Below are 20,355 nucleotides of genomic sequence, written 5' to 3'. Positions count from 1 at the left end.
AATCCTTTATTTATCGATAAGATCCGATGGTGGAAATTAGTTTTTCATTTAACCTTTAACAGCTCACCTTGTTTCCCATAACTGGCCATATAATTCTGACTGTCCACCGTCGAAAAAACAACCAGCTTATCCACCCGCGAACGGCTGCATTCCAGCATAACCTGCTCCAGCTGCTGTGTTTCACCAAAGAGACCATTTCCCCCGTCTGTATACCCGCTCACATAGTAAATGGTCTGGAAGCTATATACATCAAACAACTGACGGAACTTTTCCTCTGTCGGTGATGTCTTATATGCTGTTATATGTTTCTGGTTTCCTGATACTGCCGAAGGTCCCGCGATCACCACACGATACTCTTCCGCCAGACGGAGAAGGGCATCTTCCGTAAACAGCTCAGTGCACCCGCAAATCAATATCTCTGTCATAATTCTCCTTTTGCATACCTTCAAGGTATTCTTTTTCTTTTATACCATTATAGTTGTGTTTTTGGTGATATTCAATATCTTTTTGGTGAAGGAAGTGTGAATTGAGACTTTACTGACAGAAAGATTTCAGAAATAAAAAACTGCCGAAACGTCCGTCAATTTCTCTCCGGCCACTTCGGCAATTTCTTCTGTATTATATTTTTATGTAACGCTGTCGCAGCAGCGGTTTACGGAATGCAGCTCACAAACGCGCGTCCTGTCCCTGCAAGCGCAGCGTCCATCTGCTCATAAGAGATGGCGCTTCGGCTGCCTGAAGCTGTATCAATGTAAGTAACATAGGTCTGATCATATCCGATCAGGATAACCGAACTTCCCTCTCCCGTCATTCCTACCACAGGAATTCCCCGGCTGACAAAATACAGCATTTCTTCCGTTGTGCATCCGGACAGATCCAGCACGTTTTCACCGATCGTCTGTCTGACCGCATCCATTGCTCCGGTTCCTCCATTCAGCAGCTCCCGCAGAGTATTGATAACATCATCTTTTCCGGTAGTGAGATAGTTAAGACTCCGGTTCCCTCTCTCCCAGACATAACTTTGTCCGGCAGAAATGACAACGCCGCTCACCTCGTCCGCTTTCAAAACCGCATCATTTGCGCTGCCATAAACTCCCTGGAGACACCCCGTTCCATATACGTAATAGGCGTCCCGGCTTTCCTTTTCCTCAAACTCTATCTCTGTGGGCTGTTCATATAATACCTGTTTCGGTTTAAGAACTTTAGGCTCCAGATCAGAAATACCATCCACAAATGTAAGGCGCATCTGGGTTTCTTTTAATTCTGTCACATAAGACTCGAGAGAAATATTGCTTTCCTTTCTCTCTTCATTGCTCGTAATCTGACTGGATGCAATACCTGTGTAGATATTTCCGTTTTTCACTACCCGTTCCAGATTGATCATTCCGTCGCTTATTTCGGCTCCCGACACGAAATCACTGTCCGATTCATACGTCTTAACTACCTCATTGTCCGAATCACGTATCTCTACTTTATACATAGGAATCATCGTTTCACCGGATACATTTTGTCCTATGTCTGATGTTCTCGCCGTTCCACACACAAAATCTTCATTGACGAATCCAAGGGGCAGAATACATTCTCCCTCCTGACACTCCACTGTACGATCCTTTCCGCTTTCCAGATCTTTTACAACAATCTCAGTTGCCTGCTCCAATGTTCCATTAGACTGATATGCCAAAAGATGTCCGTCCTCTGATGTTACGTACTGCCGGTCTGTCAGATTTTCCACCAGAGTAGCTGTCTCTTTTTTCTCCATATCTGTTTCATAAAGTGTACCGCCTGTGAGTACGTAAAGCATTTCCCGGGCTACACTGTAGTAAACCATATTGCCAGACTCCTGGGCTGTCACTGCCGCTGATTTTGTACTGGGAATGAAAGCTTTCTCATCAATACTGTTCTTTTCCGAGTCATAGAAGTAAACTGCAGTTCCCACTTCCCCTTCATGGCTTCCACGGTTCATATATCCGCATACCGCAAAGGTTACATTACCTGATTTATCCATGGAAAGGAGATTGATCTCATGTTCATCTGTCAGATTTCTTATATCAGCGCTTTCCGAATCCATGAAACTGAACAAAAGGGACATCTCATCGCTGTCCTGATTGTAATACCACAGTTCATTTGCCTGTATGAACGCCGTTCTCACTCCGTCATTGCTTACAAGATACTGTACATCCGGGTCTGTAATTCCCAGCAGGATTCCATTTTCACTTAGCACGGTCTGTTCCGGATTGAAAATCTGATCCATCGTCCGGTCATAATTCAGCAGATACATGGTCCCGGCCACGTTCCGCACCCGGAAGAACTCATCTACTGTGTAAAGGTCTGTCTCATTTTCTTCCCCTTTGCAGCGCACTTCATATTCCAGAAGCACGGAGGTGTACGTTTCATTTGCTTCCACGATTTTCCAGCGTTCCGTTCCCTCCACTGCCGGTTCCAGCCCTCCCCAGGAAACATGGTCGTAATCAGAATTAATATTTACATGGTAAAAACTTGTCACCGCCTCTCCCGAAGGTTCCAGGGCCGCTCCTACTCCTACGTTTTCTACTTTTCCCATCGCATTATTGTGATAGTTATATACATATTCCAGACAGGCGGACATGGAAAAATCAGCCGAATCCGCCACTCTCGTATAATAATAGATTTCCCGGTCATCCACAGAAAGGGTCAGGATCATAAGACGTTCTTCTGACAGGATGCCGTCCTCAAATTCTATCGTTACCGTCTTTTCCGGATCATTATATGTATTTTTGCCCAGCTTTTCCTTGCCGTCCAGCGTATACACCGCGCAGTTTGCAGACTGGATCCGGCTCTCATAAGATTCGATATGCATTTCCAGCTTATTTCCACTGACTGGGGTAATGCTGTCCCTCATAGTGGACAGATCCATTTCCTTTTTATAGCCGTTCAGATAATTCACTTCATACCCTTCACAGGAAAAAGAAACTGACGGGAGTGTTGCCCCGCCAAGATCTGCTGTCATGTTATTATTTCCCCTGTTCGTAAGGTAGCTGAACAAAATCACAGCAGCAATAAAAACCGCTGTCAGAATCCCCGCATTGATCAGGTGTTTCTTCATTGCTATTACTACTCCTTCATTTCTACTCCATGTACTGTTTCCAGCAGATGTTTCAAGGTCGGAGACACATGAAGCGCCTCTTCACATCTTTCCACTGCCTCCATACTCTGTCTCTGTCCGTTCTTTATTCCGCGGATCAGAATATTTTTCGGGGTATGCTCCATATCGATAAATTCCAAAATCTGGGTTTCATACCCTTGCCCTTCCAGGTATTCCGCGCGCAGCGCATCCGTAATCAAAGCCGCCATTCTCTCCTTGATCAGCCCGTATTTCAGAACAGGTTTCAGGATATCATTTTGAATCTGACCGTTCAGTTCATGCTGACAGCAGGGAACAGACAGAATAACTTTTGCATTCCACTCCACTGCCTTCGCCAGAGCAAAATCGGTTGCTGTGTCGCAGGCATGAAGTGTAACAACCATATCCACCGCATTTACCCCTGTATAATCCGCAATATTGCCTTCGAGGAACTTCAGCTTCTGATAGCCGTATTTTTTACTCAGTTCATTACAACGGCGAATGACATCTGCCTTCAGATCCAGACCGATGATCCGTATATCATAGCCCTTCAGCTCATGGAGATAATAATAGATCGCAAACGTCAGATAGGATTTTCCGCATCCGAAGTCCAGAATGGTGATCTCTCTGTCCCCCGGAAGCTGCGGCAGCACATCCTCAATAAATTCCAGAAATCGATTAATCTGACGAAATTTGTCAAAACGGGATTTTATAATCTTTCCCTCTTCCGTCATAACGCCAAGATCTACAAGAAACGGAATCTTCGTTCCCTCTTTAAGAATATATCGCTTCTTCCTGTCATGAGAAAAGTCCACTTCCTTCACCGTACCGGTCTGAGCTTTTTTCTTTATTGTAACCTTCCCTTTCTTGCTTACTAATATAGAAAAAAAGAACCGTCTCGTTTCCATCTGCATCTGCTTCATTTCTTCCATATACTGCATCAACTCTTCACAAGTCTCTTCTGCGTTCAAATTCCTGTGAAAAGCCTGGGTGCCTTTCTGCTCCTCCAACTGAAAGAAAAGCATGCCGCCTTTCATCAGAGGGCGCACCCGCACCTTACTGACGTGCCCTTTTTGGCGCGGATTGCTCAATACCGCTGTGATAAAATCTGTATTTAAATTGTCCTTGAATAATTGTCTTAAATTTTCCATAGCCATATTATAGCGTAATTCAACAAATGTGTAAATGTATCAAATTGGGACGTAGTAAAGTTTAAGTTTACTACGTCCCAATTTAACATTAGTGGTGTCCTTTTTTGCAATTAACCCTGGGTTTTTTTGACTTCCGGGAAGGTGATCGTCACTTTGAACAAATCTCCGTCCAGATACAGGTCGAAAGTTCCTCCCTGCATGGTCGTCAATGACTTGGCTATGGAAAGACCGAGTCCGCTTCCTTCTGTACTTCTGGAAACATCTCCTCTGATGAAGCGTTCTGTCAGTTCATCCGCTCTGATATTCAAAGGCTGTTCAGATATATTTTTCAAGGAGAACACGACCGTCTGATCTGACACACTCAGATCTGCATAGATTCTTGTCCCTTCCATTGCATATTTTGCCGCATTGTTATAAATATTTTCCAGTACTCTCCACATTCTGCGGCCGTCAACCCGAATAATAACCGGTTCTTTCGGAATACTGAGTACTTCTGTTAAACGTCTTTTACGGAATTTTTCTTCAAATTCTCCGCTGGTCTGCTGAATCATTTCTGTCAGATTGATATCCATATATTCCAGGGAAATATTTCCGGAGCTGACCTTGGATGCCTCCACTACATCCTCTGTCAATGTTTTCAGCCTCTGTGCCTTCGCCTCCAGAATATCCAGATACCCCCGGATCTTGGGATCCGTAAAGTTTTCTCTCTTCAGAAGATCCACATAATTGATAATGGACGTAAGAGGTGTCTTGATATCATGGGATACATTTGTAATAAGGTCTGTCTTAAGGCGTTCATTTTTCATACTGGCCTCCACTGCTGCATCCAGTCCTTCTCCTATTGTATTAATTTTCTCTGCGATCTCTCTTTGTCCTCCTTTCAGCCCTTCCAAAGGGATTTTGTAGTCAACCTCACCTTTTGCAATCCTCTCTATTCCCCGGCCGATCTTGTGTCTTCCCACTGCCTGATAGACCATATAAACAGCACCAGCCAGATCTGCAATGACCATTAAAAGGACCACCGGTCCGGAGGCTGTCCCAATGCCCAGAATATTCAGGAATGCAATTCCTGCCAGTACCAGCACGGTTCTCCATATTTCGCCCATGTGCCGTACCACTTTTCCAAACACCTGCACCAGCCACTTCAATATACTGTTTTTCCAGAGCGTTCTCGCCTTGATGCGGCGGACCAGGCTTAAATATGCTGTCATAAAGATCATGCAGCTTAAGAGGGCTATGATACTTACCAGCACAATATCCGAAGCAGTAACATTCAGCACTGCAGCATAAGAGTTCTCACTATAGGCTTCCACTGTCGAATACGACGATGAATAAGAGTAAATATCCGTAATCAAATATATGATGAATACCCACACACCTACGGAGATCACTGCCATAAGTTCTGTTTTTATACGGTCCAGTAAATTCAGATGTATCTCCTGATCTTCCGGCGTCCGTCCCGCCACGATCGTAAGCCAGACAAATGCAGCAATAATTCCGATCACTGACAGGATTCCCATAACAAGCATTCCCGTGATCTGCGGTCCGTACTCCTCATAAAGCACATTTTGACTGTAGTAACTATCCTGGACCGGAAAATCGGTATCTACATTGACTGCATAAACAAAATCATCCTTTTTGCCGCACATTTCCGAGATCACATGTGTCCACTCATTCGCATCTGCCCCGTTGATATTTGACTGAAAATCCGCAAGCTTTGGTTCTACCAATGCGAAACGTCCGCTGCTTGTCAATTTCTGAAGATTCTCCTCCAGCTTACCGTAATCCTTATATTCTTCTTTATTTGTATATATGGTTTTATCAGCGGTATCAGCATACAAATAGGTCAGATTGGTGTTTCCTTCTGTCCAGAAATTTCCCATTTCTTCATAATTGACCATGTCGCTTCTGATGGTGCCAATACTTGCATCAAGCAGATAAAACGCCTCCTGCAGCTTCCCGTTCCATTCTGGATTGTTATTGACAACTTCCAGGATATTTTGGGCTCCCACCGGAGCATATGCCTCATCTATCCAGTACCCGTCATAATTCCAGAATGTCCGGTACTGGATCTGGTTATTTCTGTCAATAAGCGCTTCTGACGACCATCCGGTAGCGCCTTTGTAAAACGACCCGTCCCGCAGCCATTCCAGCACATCTTCCTGCGTCACTGTGGTTTCCGAATCTTCCACAAAGGAAAGAGAGCCGTTTTCAATCAATTCACGAAATTCATCGTAATAAAAATATTGATATCCGCCGCCCTGCTTTTCACAGACGATGATCGAATTATACCCCCCCTCTTCCGAGGTGGCGATCTCTCCATTCTCCCTGCGGATTCCCCAGTCATTCAACTCACCCAGGCGGTATGCAAGACCGTTTTTGTTCTCTCCGCTTATTGTCGAATGATCCGACAGTTCCCTGATATCTACAATTTTATTTTCATCCAGCTTTCCATTTGTCTCCAGCTGTTCCTTTTCCATAAGTATAGCCAGCGCATTCTGTGAATCCGCGAGCACTTCTCTTCCAAATCCCTGGGACTCTTCATAATTTTCCACATTTTTTTCTGAAAGAATATCCTGTGTGATTCCCGGATATGCCGCCAACCACACGAAACTGACAGCCGCCAGGATAACCAGTACATGTTGGATCACCAGAAGAATCCCTTTCAACGGCGCTGATTTGTACCAGTTTTTCATAATAGCTCCCTCCTAAAGTTTTTCTATCTTATAGCCGACTCCCCATACGACTTTTAAATACCGGGGCTCTTTTGGATTAATTTCAATTTTCTCCCGGATATGCCGGATATGCACCGCTACTGTATTATCCGCCCCGATTGCATCCTCGTTCCATATACTTTCATAAATCTGTTCAATAGAAAAGACTTTCCCCTGGTTTTTAACAAGAAGCAATAAAATATTATATTCGATAGGTGTCAATTTTACCGGTTCCCCGTCCACGGTAACCTCCTTGAGGTCATCATTGATAGACAGCCCCCCTGTTGTGTACACTGCTTCATTTTCATTTTTTACTGTGCTTCCAAGGCTGGTGTAGCGGCGAAGCTGAGATTTCACTCTCGCCACCAGTTCCAGTGGATTAAACGGCTTTGTCACATAATCATCTGCCCCTACATTCAGTCCCAGTATTTTATCCGCATCCTCCGATTTCGCCGAAAGAATAATAATGGGAATATTATTTTCCTCTCTGATTTTAAGAGTTGCTCTGATCCCATCCAGCCTTGGCATCATGACATCGATCACCAGAAGGTCTATCGGCGTTTCTTTCAATACCTTTAATGCCTCTTGTCCGTCATATGCCTTTACTACTTCATATCCTTCCTGAGTCAGATATATTTCAATTGCCTCCACTATTTCTTTGTCATCATCACATACCAATATTTTTGACATTTTCATCACCTCCCTTATATATTACAAGAATAGCAGGTAATTTTTAAGAGGGAGTTTCGGAAATTCTTAAGATATTATGAACATAGAAACAGCGCCGCTCCATAGCAGCGCCGTTTTTAATAAGCCATATTTTCATTCACATCCCCTTTGATCCCTCTTATCCTCCCTTTGTTCGTATATTGCCATATTACAGTCTTTTCTGAATGGGATTCCCCTTCATACTGTGCATACCAAAGAGCATACTTTTTCTGCAGACTTTCATCAAACATCCGGCCAAGAAAATCCTTATTACTATAATACATAGGCCGATATCCCAGCTCCTCTATCCGTCTGCAGAAGGCTTCCGCCATCTCTGTCGCCAGTATTTTTGTAACAGCAATTCCCTTTGTCTCCACATATTTTACAGAGTCTTTATCAAAAACAAAGGAAACCGGGTAGGATAACTTATACTCTTCTATTGTTTCTATGCAAAATTCCGCCTCTTTCCGTGCCATCCGGGGCGTCCAGGCATAAGAAGACCAGTATACTCCAAAGGGAATTTTCTCTCTGGCGCACCCTTCTGCATTTTTCCGGAACTGTACATCCATACTTCCCGCCCCATATCCGGACCGCAGCATCGCAAACTGGACGCCTTCTTTTTTCACTTGTTCCCAGTTAATGTTTCCCTGCATTTCGCCCACATCAATACCATATATTCCCACAACCGTTTCCCCATACGATCCCATTTACTAATAATATATTGTACTTTTTTCAAAACGTTCCCTCGATTTCTTATTTTGTCGAATTATATCGAATAATGTCGTCTATAATAAAAATATGGTAACTTTCAGTTATGATAAATTAAGGAATCCCGTCTGCAAGAAGGGAGTTATAGTTATCGAACAAATGGAAGCAATTCAATATTTAGTTCGTTCTCTTGGAATCGGTGCTACATATCGAGGTTATAGATATCTGGTCATTGCAATTGATCTTTGTCTTCGGGATGAGGATTACCTGCTTGGAATCAGCAAGGTACTTTATCCCAAAATCGCGGAAATCTGCCACACGAGCGTGGGAAGTGTAGAGCGCGATCTCCGCACAGTTATCAATGTCTGCTGGGAGAGGGGAAACAGGAGTCTGCTAACGACTATTTCTCCCTGTCCCCTGCTTAGCAAGCCTACAACCGGAGAATTTGTAGATATCCTGACCGGTCACTTGAGAGGGACTCTGGTTTCCTGAATCCCATCCTACTTTTCTTTCCCAATGTCTGCAAAACAGCTGAAACATAAAAGAAGCCGGGAATGCTGAACTTTCAGCACTCTCGGCTTATCTTTAAGCAGATAACGGGAGTCGAACCCGCCTTTCCAGCTTGGGAAGCTAGCGTCATACCGATAGACTATATCTGCATATATATCAGTATAACATCTTCTGGGAAAAAATCAAGAATACGGCATAAAAATAAGCGGGTGATGGGAATCGAACCCACGTATCCAGCTTGGAAGGCTGGTGTTCTACCATTGAACTACACCCGCGAACAAAAGATATATTATCATATAATTTTAAAAATTGCAAGAGGAAAATTAAAATTTCTTCGGGCTTGATTTTGCTGTGTTATCTGCTATAATTAGAATAAATATTTCTTAATTCGACTCATATATTTGCAGTTTATTGGAATTTTCTTAATTCTTAAGGTTGTTTTAAGAAAATTTCTTTTTCTTTTATAGATTTAACATACTTTGGACATATTTATAGATTATACTATGTTCAGATAGTTGAACAGGAGTCAACTATCTCCCCCCTCATAAAGTAAGACACCAGGGCTTGTAGTCCTTTGGTGTTGCACTTTACTCTCATTCCTTTAGATAACTATAACAACAACGGAAACCCGGTAGCCGTAAGGTTAGCGGGTTTCCGCTGTTTTAGTCTGCTCTTTTATCCCGAAAGGTTCCTTTCCATCCACTGATACAGCTCTTCATAAACCACTCTTCGATCCTGTTCATTCAAAATCTCATGACGGTCATTTTCATAGAGTCTGATCTCGGCATTCTTCATGCCGGCCTTAAGATAAGATTCATATACCTTTTTTACATCTTTCCCAAAACCACCTACCGGGTCTTTTTCTCCAGACACAAATAATAAAGGCAGATTTTTCGGCATTTTCTTCATGTTACTCCTTTTTGTCAGCTCTTTCATGCCTTCAAACATCTGGTGGTATCCATTTACAGTAAATACAAAACTGCAAAGAGGATCTGCTTCATATCTGCCTCTGATTTCCGGATCCGATGTCACCCATTCTTTCTTACTTTCGCAAGGTTCAAATTTTTTATTATAACTTCCTATCCCCAGTGCGTTGATCAAATTGCTGCGAAAATTCCATCCCTTTACACCGGCAATGATCCTGCAGAGCATCTGCCCCAAATTCAAAACAGCCGCACTCTTATGCCCTGTTCCCATTATAATTGCGCCGGCCAGTCCGTTTCCATATGTAAAAAGATACTGTCTTACCAAAAAGGATCCCATGCTATGCCCCATCATAAAATAAGGAACGCCTGGATATGTCTGCTCCGTGCGTTCCCTTAATCTGTGGATATCTGCGATCACACAACGGTTCCCATCTGTTTCATGGAAAAATCCATATTTTTCTTCCGAAGAAACGGATTTTCCATGTCCCAAATGATCGTTGCCGGTTACATACCAGCCTTTTTCGGTAAGCCAGGAAACAAATTCATCGTATCGGTCTATATACTCTACCATGCCGTGACTGATCTGGAGTATTGCCCGAACCTCACCCTTCGGTATCCATTCCACTGCGTGAATCTGGGTTTCTCCGTCAGCCGAAGGGTAGTAAAACTCTTTTTTCATGAGATTTTCCTCCTGGAAATTCACTGTTTCACTTTTATCTGTCTTCCATCTTGATGTATTCCCTGTGCGGAGCCAGTGCTTTGTATGCCGGTCGTATGATCTTATCTACATTTTTCAGCTCTTCCAGACGATGCGCGCTCCATCCTACAATACGCGCCGCCGCAAAGATCGGCGTATAAAGAGCACTTGGAAGTCCCAGCATGCTGTATACAAGTCCGCTGTAAAAGTCAACATTCGCATTTACTCCTTTGTAGATCCGGCGCTTTTCGCCGATAATTTCCGGAGCCATATGCTCTACCATTTCATAAAGTGCATACTCTTTTTCAAATCCTTTTTCTACTGCCAGCTGCTTCACAAATTTTTTAAAAATATCTGCACGCGGGTCAGAAATGGAGTAAACTGCATGTCCCATTCCATAAATCAGTCCTTTTTGGTCAAAGACTTTTTTATCCAGAAGATCGCACAGATACTGTCTGACAGCATCTCTATCTTCCCAGTCGCTGACGGTCTTTTTCATATCTTCAAACATCTGTGTTACTTTGATATTTGCTCCGCCATGTTTCGGTCCTTTCAAAGAAGCCATTGCTGCTGCGATCGTTGAATATGTGTCGGTTCCTGAAGAGGTTACAACGTGTGTAGTAAAAGTAGAATTATTACCGCCGCCGTGATCCATATGGAGAACCAGAGCCATGTCTAAAATTTTAGCCTCCAGTTTCGTGTATTTCCGATCTTCCCGCAGCATCATCAAAATATTTTCAGCTGTGGACAACTCCGGTTTTGGCGCATAGATAAACAAGTCTTCACCCATACGGTAATTGTATGCGTGATAACCGTAAACCATCATCATCGGGAACTGACTGATCAGATTCAGACACTGTCTCAATACATTGGGAATTGACGTATCATCTGCTTTTGCATCATAGGAATACATATTCAGAATAGACCGTGAAAGACTGTTCATCATATCTCTGCTTGGAGCTTTCATAATGACATCTCTCACAAAATTGGGAGGAAGTGTTCTTCTCTCAACCAATGTCTCATGAAATTTCTCCAACTCCTGACTTGTAGGAAGTTCTCCAAAGAGAAGAAGGTATGTAATTTCTTCAAATCCAAAGTGCTCCGCTTCCAGAAATCCCTTTACCAGGTCTTTAATATTGTAACCGCGGTAATAAAGATTTCCTTCACAGGGAACTTCTTCTCCGTTTACTATTTTCTTTGCACAAATATCGGAAACATTAGTAAGTCCCGCCAGGACGCCTTTTCCGTTTAAATCTCGAAGCCCTCTCTTTACCTCATATTTTGTGTAAAGCTCTTTGTCAATCGCATTCTTTTCTTCACATAGTTCAGCCAGGTGTTCAATCTCCGGCGTGATTTCAAATAATGCTCTTGCTGCAGGATAACGTTTTTCCATGAGCGCATTCTCCTTTCTGTCTCAATTCATAAATTTACAGGTTACTCATTTATCTTGTGATAAATGCTATTACTGAGCATCGCAAACTCTTCCAGCGTCAATGCCTCTCCTCGGATCCCCGGCCCTTTGCCGAGTTCTTCGATGCATTCTGCAATTACTTCTCTGGAAAGATTCAGCTCTGCTGAGTTTTTCAATCCATTCGCCAATGTTTTTCTTCTCTGATTGAAGGACGCCCGGATAATCCCAAACATCAGCTTCTCATCCTCCACATGTACAGGAGGTTCCTGATGTACCGTAAGCCGTATGACTGCCGATCCTACTTTTGGTCTTGGCATAAAACAGTTGGGCGGAACATTTGCCACAATATACGGCTTGGCGTAATACTGCACTGCCAGAGACAATGCGCCGTAATCCTTGGTTCCGGGACCGACCTGCATGCGGTCTGCCACCTCTTTCTGCACCATAACCGTGATGCTTTCCAATGGAACATGCTTTTCAAATAATCCCATAATAATGGGCGTCGTAATATAATATGGAAGATTTGCCACTACTTTGATGGGCCTTCCTCCATTTTCTTTCAAAACCAGATCATTAAGATCAAGCTTAAGAACATCTTCATTAATAATTGTTACATTCTGGTACTCTTTCAGGGTATCTTCAAGAACAGGTATCAAAGACTTGTCGATTTCTACTGCCGTAACCTTCCCTGCAGATTCTGCAAGATACTGTGTCATCGTCCCGATTCCGGGACCTATCTCCAGCACAAAATCATCCTTTGTGATTTCTGCTGCTGCTATGATTTTGTCAAGCACATGAGTATCTATAAGAAAATTTTGTCCGAATTTTTTTTGAAATGAAAAATTATATTTTTTTAATATCTCAATGGTATTCTGCGGATTTCCAAGAGTTGCTCCCAATCCCCCACCTCCTTTATTTTTCTCCCCTCACTCCTTACAGCCTGTACAGATTTCTTGCATTTTTCTCTGTCTCTTCTATCACGTCACTGGCAGAAATCCCCTTTATACGGGCAATCTCTTCTGCCACATAGGTCAGATTCAGGGAATGATTTCTCTTTCCTCGGTTCGGCACCGGCGCAAGATACGGACAATCTGTTTCCAGTACGATCGAAGAGAGCGGCACAGCCTCCGCAACCTCCTTCAGTTTTCTTCCGTTTTTAAATGTCACCACGCCTCCGATACCGATGTAGTAGCCCATTTTCACATATTCCAGGGCAATCTCCCGAGAATAGGAAAAACAGTGGATCACACCGCCAATGTCTCTGCCATGCTCTTTCATAATGCGCAGCGTATCGGCAGCTGCATCCCTGCTGTGAATAATAACCGGAAGATCCATATCCTTTGCCAGCTGAAGCTGACGGATAAACCATTTCTGCTGAATTTCCTCCGGCTCTTCCTTCCAGTAATAATCAAGTCCGATCTCTCCTACTGCCAACGCCTTCTCATCCTCAAGAAGCTCCTGCATTTTCTGTATCTTCTCTTCATCCAGACATCCCACATGATCAGGATGTACACCGATCGCTGCATACACAAACGGATATTGACGGGCCAGGCCAAGCACATTCTCACAGGAGTCAAAGGATGCGCTTACATTCATGATCGTGCCGACTCCTCCGGCTTCCATGGACGAAAGCAGTTCTTCTCTGTCCAGATTAAATTGTTCATCATCATAATGTGCATGGGTATCAAAAATCATCATATTTTCTGTCTACTCTCGTTTTTCAAAATGATTGCTCTAAAAAGAGTAGAACAATTATACCATAAAACTGTTTAAATTCATATTACGGGAAAATTAAATTTTTATGAATGAACATAAAAGAGGGCCGGGATTTCAATGAATCCTCCGCCCTCTTTTACAGCCGCCTTATTCTTTTTTGAAATTATTTCGTCCTCGACTAGCAGATTTCAGCCCCGGCCGGCATATCTTTCTCCGGCGTCATCAGGGCCAGGTTGCCGTCTGCATCCTCGGCGCACAGCAGCATACCTTCTGATAATACTCCCGCCAGTTTTGCCGGTTTAAGATTTACAAGAACCATAACTTTCTTTCCAACCATTTCTTCCGGAGTATAGTGCGCCTTAATTCCGGATACGATCTGCTTGATCTCGCTTCCTACTCTCACTTTGGAACAAAGCAGTTTCTTTGATTTCGGCACTGCCTCACATTCCAGGATTTCACCCACCTGGAACTGCATTTTTCCGAAATCATCAAATGTGATCTCCGGCTTTGCTTCTATATCGATCACATTTTCCACTTTTTCTTCTTCCTCTTTTACCGGAGGATGAAGCTCTTCTACTTTTTTCATTACTTCTTCCAGGTCAAGTCTCTGGAACAGGATTTCCGGTTTCTCTGTCACTTTTCCATCGCCAAGCTGTGCAAGGATCTTCTCTGATGTCTCGGGCATAAACGGTTCCAGCGCCCGTGCGCCTGCCTTGATGCTCTCCTGCAGATTGTAAAGCACTGTTTCCAGGCGGTCTTTCTTGGCCTCATCTTTAGCCAGCGCCCACGGCATTGTCTCATCAATGTATTTATTGCAACGTTTAAACAGGGTGAAAATCTCGGTAATCGCATCTGCCACTCTCAAGCTGTCCATCTTTTCTTCCACTGCCTTTGGCATGTTCTCTTTAACCGCTTTCAAATCCTGGTCTACTTCTTCTGCCACGCCTTTGTCTGTCACTGTTCCGCCAAAATATTTGTTTGTCATGGAAATGGTACGGTTTACCAGATTTCCCAGTGTATTGGCAAGATCAGAGTTCATTCTTTCCACCATCAGCTCCCAGGAAATCACTCCGTCGTTTTCAAACGGCATTTCATGAAGCACAAAGTAACGCACAGCATCTACTCCGAAGAAATCTACCAGCTCGTCTGCATACAGTACATTTCCCTTGGATTTACTCATTTTTCCATCGCCCTGAAGCAGCCACGGATGTCCGAAGATCTGTTTCGGCAAAGGCAGATCCAGCGCCATCAGGAAGATCGGCCAGTAAATGGTATGGAAACGGATAATATCCTTGCCGATCAGGTGGAGATCCGCCGGCCAGTCCTTCTTAAACTGCTCAGTGCTCTCTCCGTCACAGTCGTATCCAATTCCGGTAATGTAGTTTGTCAGGGCATCCAGCCATACATAAACCACATGATCCGGGTCGAAATCTACCGGGATTCCCCATTTAAAGGAAGTTCTGGATACACAAAGGTCCTGCAGTCCCGGAAGAAGGAAATTGTTCATCATCTCATTTTTTCTGGAAACCGGCTGGATAAATTCAGGATGGCTGTTAATGTGCTCGATGAGACGGTCTGCATATTTGCTCATCTTAAAGAAATACGCCTCTTCCTTTGCCGGCTGTACCTCACGTCCACAGTCCGGACATTTGCCGTCTACAAGCTGGGACTCTGTAAAAAAGGACTCACAGGGCGTACAGTACATTCCTTCATAGTACCCTTTGTAAATATCGCCTTTTTCATATAATTTCTTAAAAATCTTCTGTACCTGCCTCTCATGGTCCGCGTCCGTTGTACGGATAAACTTATCATAAGAAGTATTCATCAAATCCCAGATTCTCTTAATTTCTCCGGCTACATTGTCCACAAATTCTTTGGGGGTAACTCCTGCTTCCTCTGCCTTCAGCTCAATTTTCTGTCCATGTTCATCGGTTCCTGTCTGGAAAAATACATCGTATCCCTGGCTCCTTTTGTATCTTGCGATCGCATCTGCCAGTACGATCTCATAAGTGTTGCCGATATGCGGTTTGCCTGATGTATAGGCAATCGCTGTCGTCATATAAAATTTCTGTTTTTCCATTTCACTTTCTCTCCTTTTCTCTTCCTTTTACAGCTTTTCTAAAAATAAAGTAATTCATTTGCCCGGCAATGAAGTTTCCCGACAAAGAACAAAGAGTTCCGCTTGCGGAACTCTCGCGCCGAGCGCGGTCGCCTTAGCGGCAAAATTCCACTTCGCGCAAGTGCGCATCCTGCGGAGCGTTTTATTTAATAGGAAAGAAATTTCCTATTAAATAAAAAAGCCTCCTTTGGCTCTGTAAAGAACCAAAGAAGACGAGCATAGCCGTGTTACCACTTCTTTTCATCCCTGCCTCACGGCAGAAATCTCATCAGGTGCCATAAAAGACATCTGTCCGCTGTAAAGGGCGGACCCATCGCAGCCTGCGCTGAACATAGAATCGCCGCTTACATCCTGCAAGCAACTGTCCAACGGTCGGTGCGCCGCTCAGAAGCCATCTTCCTTCTGCTTTCATTTATTCCTTCTCAGCTTTGCGGCGGTTTTCTTCAGAAATATACTCTTTCCAAAGTCTTCCGCACAGGAATTTCTCTGTAAAACTTCTCCAGAAGTACTCTCTTCATCACTGCGTTTTCTTTGTTTAATCGTATCTAAAATCCTAGCATAGGTACTCTGAAATGTCAAGGATTACACTCACCGCACACTGGTTTACATTTTTCGTTATTTTTGATTGTCTGCCCGTCTGCATTATGTTATACTGTACAAACGGAGTAATCGTGTTACAGGGTGGCTTGGCCTTCATTCTACATAGAATGGGGGGTGATGCTGATGGACAAAAAACCATTTGACTTTAAAGATCTTATAGCCTTTGGAATGTTCATCCTGGCATTACTGACATTCGTTTTTACGTTTATCAAGTAGTGCTTTAAACATAGAAAAACCACCCTCTAAACTTTGAGCGGTTTCAGGGTGGTAATTCTATTACAATCTTGTTACCGTCAGGTAGGCTTATCATCAACCAGAGGTCAACCACTTTGTGGCGGTTGCTCCCTTTTCTGTTTTTACTATATCATATCCCCCGGTCAGCCGCAAGGCTTAACTTGTCCCTTTCGTAAGTTCGGCAAACTCTCCCTTTTCAAATTCCATAATGGAAATGCTCTGTTTATCCGGGTTTGCATAAACAAAGGTTTTATCCACATTTTCCAGGTAATTCTGGATCTTGTCGTTTGTCGCACTGATGATAGCCTGGAAGCCAAGTCCCCGGATCAGTTCGATACAGGTAGCCACCTTCTCGGCATCCATTTTAGAAAACGCCTCATCCAGAATAACCAGGCGAATGGTTGGATTGCGTCGGCCCCGCCTCCCTTCATCCAGGCGGTACATTTGAGCAAAGCTTGCCAGAAGCGCTACATAAAGCGGATTCTGCCCTTCTCCTCCGGAGTTTTTCCGTATCATTTTCCCAAGCCCGATATGCATATCTTTCTCGCCCCGGACAATCTGCTGCATATCAAAAGAAAGATAGGTTCGGTAGTCAGAATATTTCTTCATATTCCGTTTTGCCTCCTCCATCTCTTCCGGAGTAGCGTGTTCCGGCGGAATGAAAATCTGGATCAGCTCATTTACCACATCTCCATAACGGTCCTCGTGCTCCATAGTGAAAAGATCCATCTGGCTGTCCATAGCGTCAGGGAGCTGCGCCGGATTGATTTCCAGGGAATCGTCCATAAACATTTTGTAATATACACCGTCCGGCCCTTTATTCGGCCCGATGACAAACCGGTATTTATCTTTTCCGAAATCCAGCCGGCTGATGACGCGGTTCAGTTCATCCTGCCTCTGGTAGGCTTCTTTAATGGCGCTTCGTATTTTATAGACGAAATCCTCCTTAAAGTGGCGCACTGCCGCCTGTGCCTGCTGGGCTGCCTTTTTCTGATATTCTTCCAGATGGTCGCATTTCAGTCTGTCAAGAAGCTCTGCGTATTCTTTGTTGTCCTCTGTTCCGACGGAAAAGCTTCTGTGGGGATACTGCCTTAAATATTCGCTTCTTGCATCTACAAGTTCCTGATATCTTTCTTCCCTTTCTGACTGACAGCTCTGCACCTCTCTCTGGCAAAGTCCCCGCAGATACTCATAATTACTGCTTCGCTTTTCTGCCAGATAACGCTGAAAACTTTCAGCATGACGGCTGTCTTCCAAAAAGGCTGCCTCTTTCTCCTTAAGCTGACTGCTGATATCCAGATACTGTACATCTGCCTGACGGATCCGGCTCTCCCGGCCCCAGATTTCTTTTCGTATCTGTTCCAGGTTCTTCTCGTTCAAAACCTGCTGCTCCTTGAGCCTTTCTTTTTCCTCTTCCAGCTGCCCCACATTTCCACCCTGCATCTTTTCCAGGCGGGCCAGAAGTTCTTCTCTTTCTGCTTCTTTTTTGCGGATCGTGGAAATATCTGCCATCATATGAAGATAATCCGCTGCCGGACGTTCCAGATATTCCATGGAAAGGAGCGTACGGATATCCTCCATATCCTCTTCCAGAGGCAGCCTTCTCTTTTCCAGCTGCTCCTTCCTCTCTTCCAGCTGTTTCCGTCTTCTCCTTAAACTGTTTTCTCCGATATAAGCTCTTCTCGTATAATTTTCCGGATTGATATGCTGAACACGATATCCTTTGTAAAGAATGCAATCTGGTGTTGCAGAAATTTTATAATTTCTTAATTCATTAATAGATTTACACTTTATAATATTCCCCAGAAGGAAATTTATATATGCCTGTGCATATTCTTCTTTTGCTTTCACTTCCTCGGCCAGTGAGTTCTTCTGTACCGGGTGTTCATTCTCCATCAGCTTTTTCGTATCAACCACTGCTGCCCGGCAAAACTTTTTCTTATCCATGGATTCATAAATCTCTATGGCCTCCCCGGCATATTCCGGTTCTACCATAAGCGCTGTCTTATGGTTCCCCAGGCAGCCTTCCACTGCAGCATGCCATGTCTCATCTTCTACTTCCAGCAGATCCGCAAGAATCTGAACATGAACAAATTTCCCTGCCCTCTTTTGCAGCTCGCTTCGGATATAGTATCTCGCCTCCTCGATTTCCAGAGGGTAATGCTTCTTCCCCTGTTTCAGATCTGACGCCTCTTCCCCCAGAAGCTTTAACTTCTGCTTCACATCCCGCAGCTGACTTCCAATATCCGCTTTTTCCTCCTCGGCTTCCTGGCGGATTTCTTTCAGATTATTTTGGATCCGTTCCAGTTCTTCTTCCGTAATCTTAAAACTGCAGAATTTTCCGATATCCTGAAGTGTCTGGCTGGATACGCGGTCCTGACTTTTCCACTTTCCCATACTTTCAGCCAGTTTTATCAGGTCTGTTCTGCTCTTTTCCAGATGTTCAAGGAAGGCATTCGTTTCTTTGATCTGACCTTTGATCTCCTCATATCCCGTCTGGGCGATCTTTACAATGACATCTTCATACTCTTTCTGAATTTCCCGGATCTTTGCAGCCACGCTTTCCTCTGTCTTCTTTTGCTGTTCGGTCTCCTGAATGGCTGTCTCCTTGCGGTCCTTAATTTCCTGCAGTCTTGCTTCAAGCTGCAAAATCTCCAGCCGGCCGGCACGATAGCTCCATGATTCCTCTTCCAGACACTTATCCTTATAAGATTCGAAATTTTCTTCGATCTTTGTCAACCATTTTATTTCTCCCAGTATAGATTCTATTCTGCTTCGCATTCTTCCATACTGGAGAACACTCTCCTGCATTCCTTCAATCTCAATATCCTGCTCCATGCAGATATATTCCTTCACAAAATCCTCCAGCCGGATATTCATGCGGAACGGAATCGCCCTCTTGAAAAGCCGGGGAAATTTCTCCATATCAAGTCCGCCGAGATAGACATCATAGAGCTGACGGCGGAACCGTTCATTGCTGGGACCACAGTAATAATTCTCCTGTGAAAAATTCCTCTGCAGATATTCCCGTATCTCCTGGGTAGACAGCACTCTTCCCTCTCCTCTGTAGGCATTTGGCAAAATGCCTCCCCGATGCCAGAAAAAGAGCCTGTTTATATCATTGGAGGCAGTTTCCACATCAAATACGACTCCCACACACTCCTCCTCTTTTGTGGAACTGTTAGTAAATTCCAGGACGATTGTGGTGGAAAAGTTTTTGTTTCTCAGATATTCTGATTCATTATTTTCACTGATATTTACCATCCCGCGCAGGTATTCGATCAGATTTCGGTCGGAGTCGTCTGCTGCCGCCTTGTTGAAAAATCCTCTGCCGTCCGTATTTGCGTACAGCACGATCTGAAGCGCATCGATAACTGTAGATTTCCCGCTGCCTGAGTGTCCTGTAAAAAAGTTAATGCCTTCATTTAAGGTGAGAATTTTCCTGTCAATGTAATGCCAGTTATTCAGACAGATCTTCGATAGTATTTTGAATGGCTGTTTCTTCTCCACTGTTTTCCTCCTCGCTAAAACTTTCCAGCAGTTCTCGGATATGATCTCCCGAAAGCACCAGATTGACTGTAGGATAAATGATCATCCTCGTATTTTCGTTCAATTCCTCTAAAATGTCCAGCGGCTCCACAATCTGATACTTTTTCAGAAGCGCTATGGTCCTCCTCATCTCTGTGGGAGATGGGATGCTCTTGATCACACGAAACGCCCCTGCTTTCTGATTGATCTCACCTGCCGTCGCCACTATACGG

At 43.9% G+C, this 20,355-nt stretch carries 12 protein-coding genes, 2 tRNA genes and 2 pseudogenes; 1 reads left to right on the top strand and 15 read right to left on the bottom strand.

Annotated features, from left to right (window positions below; all coding sequences use genetic code 11):
- Positions 1-44: 44 nt before the first annotated feature.
- From WJ238_RS05165 to WJ238_RS05140, 6 genes are all read right to left on the bottom strand, one after another.
- Positions 45-425 carry a hypothetical protein gene (locus WJ238_RS05165; protein WP_337606322.1) on the bottom strand — a complete coding sequence of 127 codons (381 nt, stop codon included), beginning with the start codon at positions 423-425 and terminating at the stop codon, positions 45-47.
- 227 nt (positions 426-652) lie between these two features.
- The gene (locus tag WJ238_RS05160; RefSeq protein WP_337606321.1) at positions 653-3,082 is read right to left on the bottom strand and encodes a hypothetical protein; all 2,430 of its coding nucleotides are present in this window, start codon (positions 3,080-3,082) and stop codon (positions 653-655) included.
- Between the two features lie 8 nt (positions 3,083-3,090).
- Entirely contained in the window at positions 3,091-4,251 is a 1,161-nt protein-coding gene (locus WJ238_RS05155; RefSeq protein ID WP_230104892.1) for a class I SAM-dependent methyltransferase, read from the bottom strand.
- Between the two features lie 110 nt (positions 4,252-4,361).
- Positions 4,362-6,947 carry a sensor histidine kinase gene (locus WJ238_RS05150; protein ID WP_316265899.1) on the bottom strand — a complete coding sequence of 862 codons (2,586 nt, stop codon included), beginning with the start codon at positions 6,945-6,947 and terminating at the stop codon, positions 4,362-4,364.
- Positions 6,948-6,959: 12 nt separating this feature from the next.
- On the bottom strand, positions 6,960-7,655 hold the full coding sequence (locus WJ238_RS05145) for a response regulator transcription factor (protein ID WP_230107517.1): 696 nt from the start codon (positions 7,653-7,655) through the stop codon (positions 6,960-6,962).
- Between the two features lie 116 nt (positions 7,656-7,771).
- Positions 7,772-8,380 carry a glycoside hydrolase family 25 protein gene (locus WJ238_RS05140; protein WP_337606320.1) on the bottom strand — a complete coding sequence of 203 codons (609 nt, stop codon included), beginning with the start codon at positions 8,378-8,380 and terminating at the stop codon, positions 7,772-7,774.
- A 160-nt stretch (positions 8,381-8,540) separates the two neighbouring features.
- On the opposite strand from WJ238_RS05140, the gene WJ238_RS05135 reads away from it, so the two are divergent.
- Positions 8,541-8,873 (top strand): sporulation initiation factor Spo0A C-terminal domain-containing protein, encoded by a 333-nt coding sequence (locus WJ238_RS05135; RefSeq protein WP_230107515.1) that lies wholly within the window; start codon positions 8,541-8,543, stop codon positions 8,871-8,873.
- Between the two features lie 96 nt (positions 8,874-8,969).
- Here WJ238_RS05135 and WJ238_RS05130 read toward each other — a convergent pair.
- From WJ238_RS05130 to WJ238_RS05090, 9 genes and pseudogenes are all read right to left on the bottom strand, one after another.
- Positions 8,970-9,040 (bottom strand) — tRNA-Gly (locus WJ238_RS05130).
- Between the two features lie 55 nt (positions 9,041-9,095).
- Positions 9,096-9,166: transfer RNA gene (locus tag WJ238_RS05125), tRNA-Gly, on the bottom strand.
- A 400-nt stretch (positions 9,167-9,566) separates the two neighbouring features.
- Positions 9,567-10,496, bottom strand: coding sequence for an alpha/beta fold hydrolase (locus tag WJ238_RS05120; protein WP_337606319.1), 930 nt, complete (start codon positions 10,494-10,496; stop codon positions 9,567-9,569).
- 34 nt (positions 10,497-10,530) lie between these two features.
- Positions 10,531-11,907, bottom strand: coding sequence for a citrate/2-methylcitrate synthase (locus tag WJ238_RS05115; protein WP_230107513.1), 1,377 nt, complete (start codon positions 11,905-11,907; stop codon positions 10,531-10,533).
- Positions 11,908-11,948: 41 nt separating this feature from the next.
- Positions 11,949-12,824 (bottom strand): 16S rRNA (adenine(1518)-N(6)/adenine(1519)-N(6))-dimethyltransferase RsmA, encoded by an 876-nt coding sequence (rsmA, locus tag WJ238_RS05110; RefSeq protein WP_230107512.1) that lies wholly within the window; start codon positions 12,822-12,824, stop codon positions 11,949-11,951.
- Positions 12,825-12,858: 34 nt separating this feature from the next.
- Positions 12,859-13,620 (bottom strand): TatD family hydrolase, encoded by a 762-nt coding sequence (locus WJ238_RS05105; protein ID WP_337606323.1) that lies wholly within the window; start codon positions 13,618-13,620, stop codon positions 12,859-12,861.
- Between the two features lie 199 nt (positions 13,621-13,819).
- A pseudogene (gene metG / locus WJ238_RS05100) lies at positions 13,820-15,727 on the bottom strand (methionine--tRNA ligase); the annotation flags it as partial.
- 1,023 nt (positions 15,728-16,750) lie between these two features.
- Entirely contained in the window at positions 16,751-20,104 is a 3,354-nt protein-coding gene (locus WJ238_RS05095) for an ATP-binding protein (RefSeq protein WP_337606318.1), read from the bottom strand.
- Positions 20,055-20,355, bottom strand: a pseudogene (locus WJ238_RS05090) (DUF4194 domain-containing protein); the annotation flags it as partial. The gene WJ238_RS05095 and the pseudogene WJ238_RS05090, both read right to left, overlap by 50 nt.

The sequence above is a fragment of the Claveliimonas sp. genome (assembly GCF_037273965.1).
Classification (GTDB): domain Bacteria; phylum Bacillota; class Clostridia; order Lachnospirales; family Lachnospiraceae; genus Claveliimonas; species Claveliimonas bilis.
Note: the sequence above shows the minus strand (reverse complement) of the source record. Positions and strands in the feature narration are given on the sequence as shown.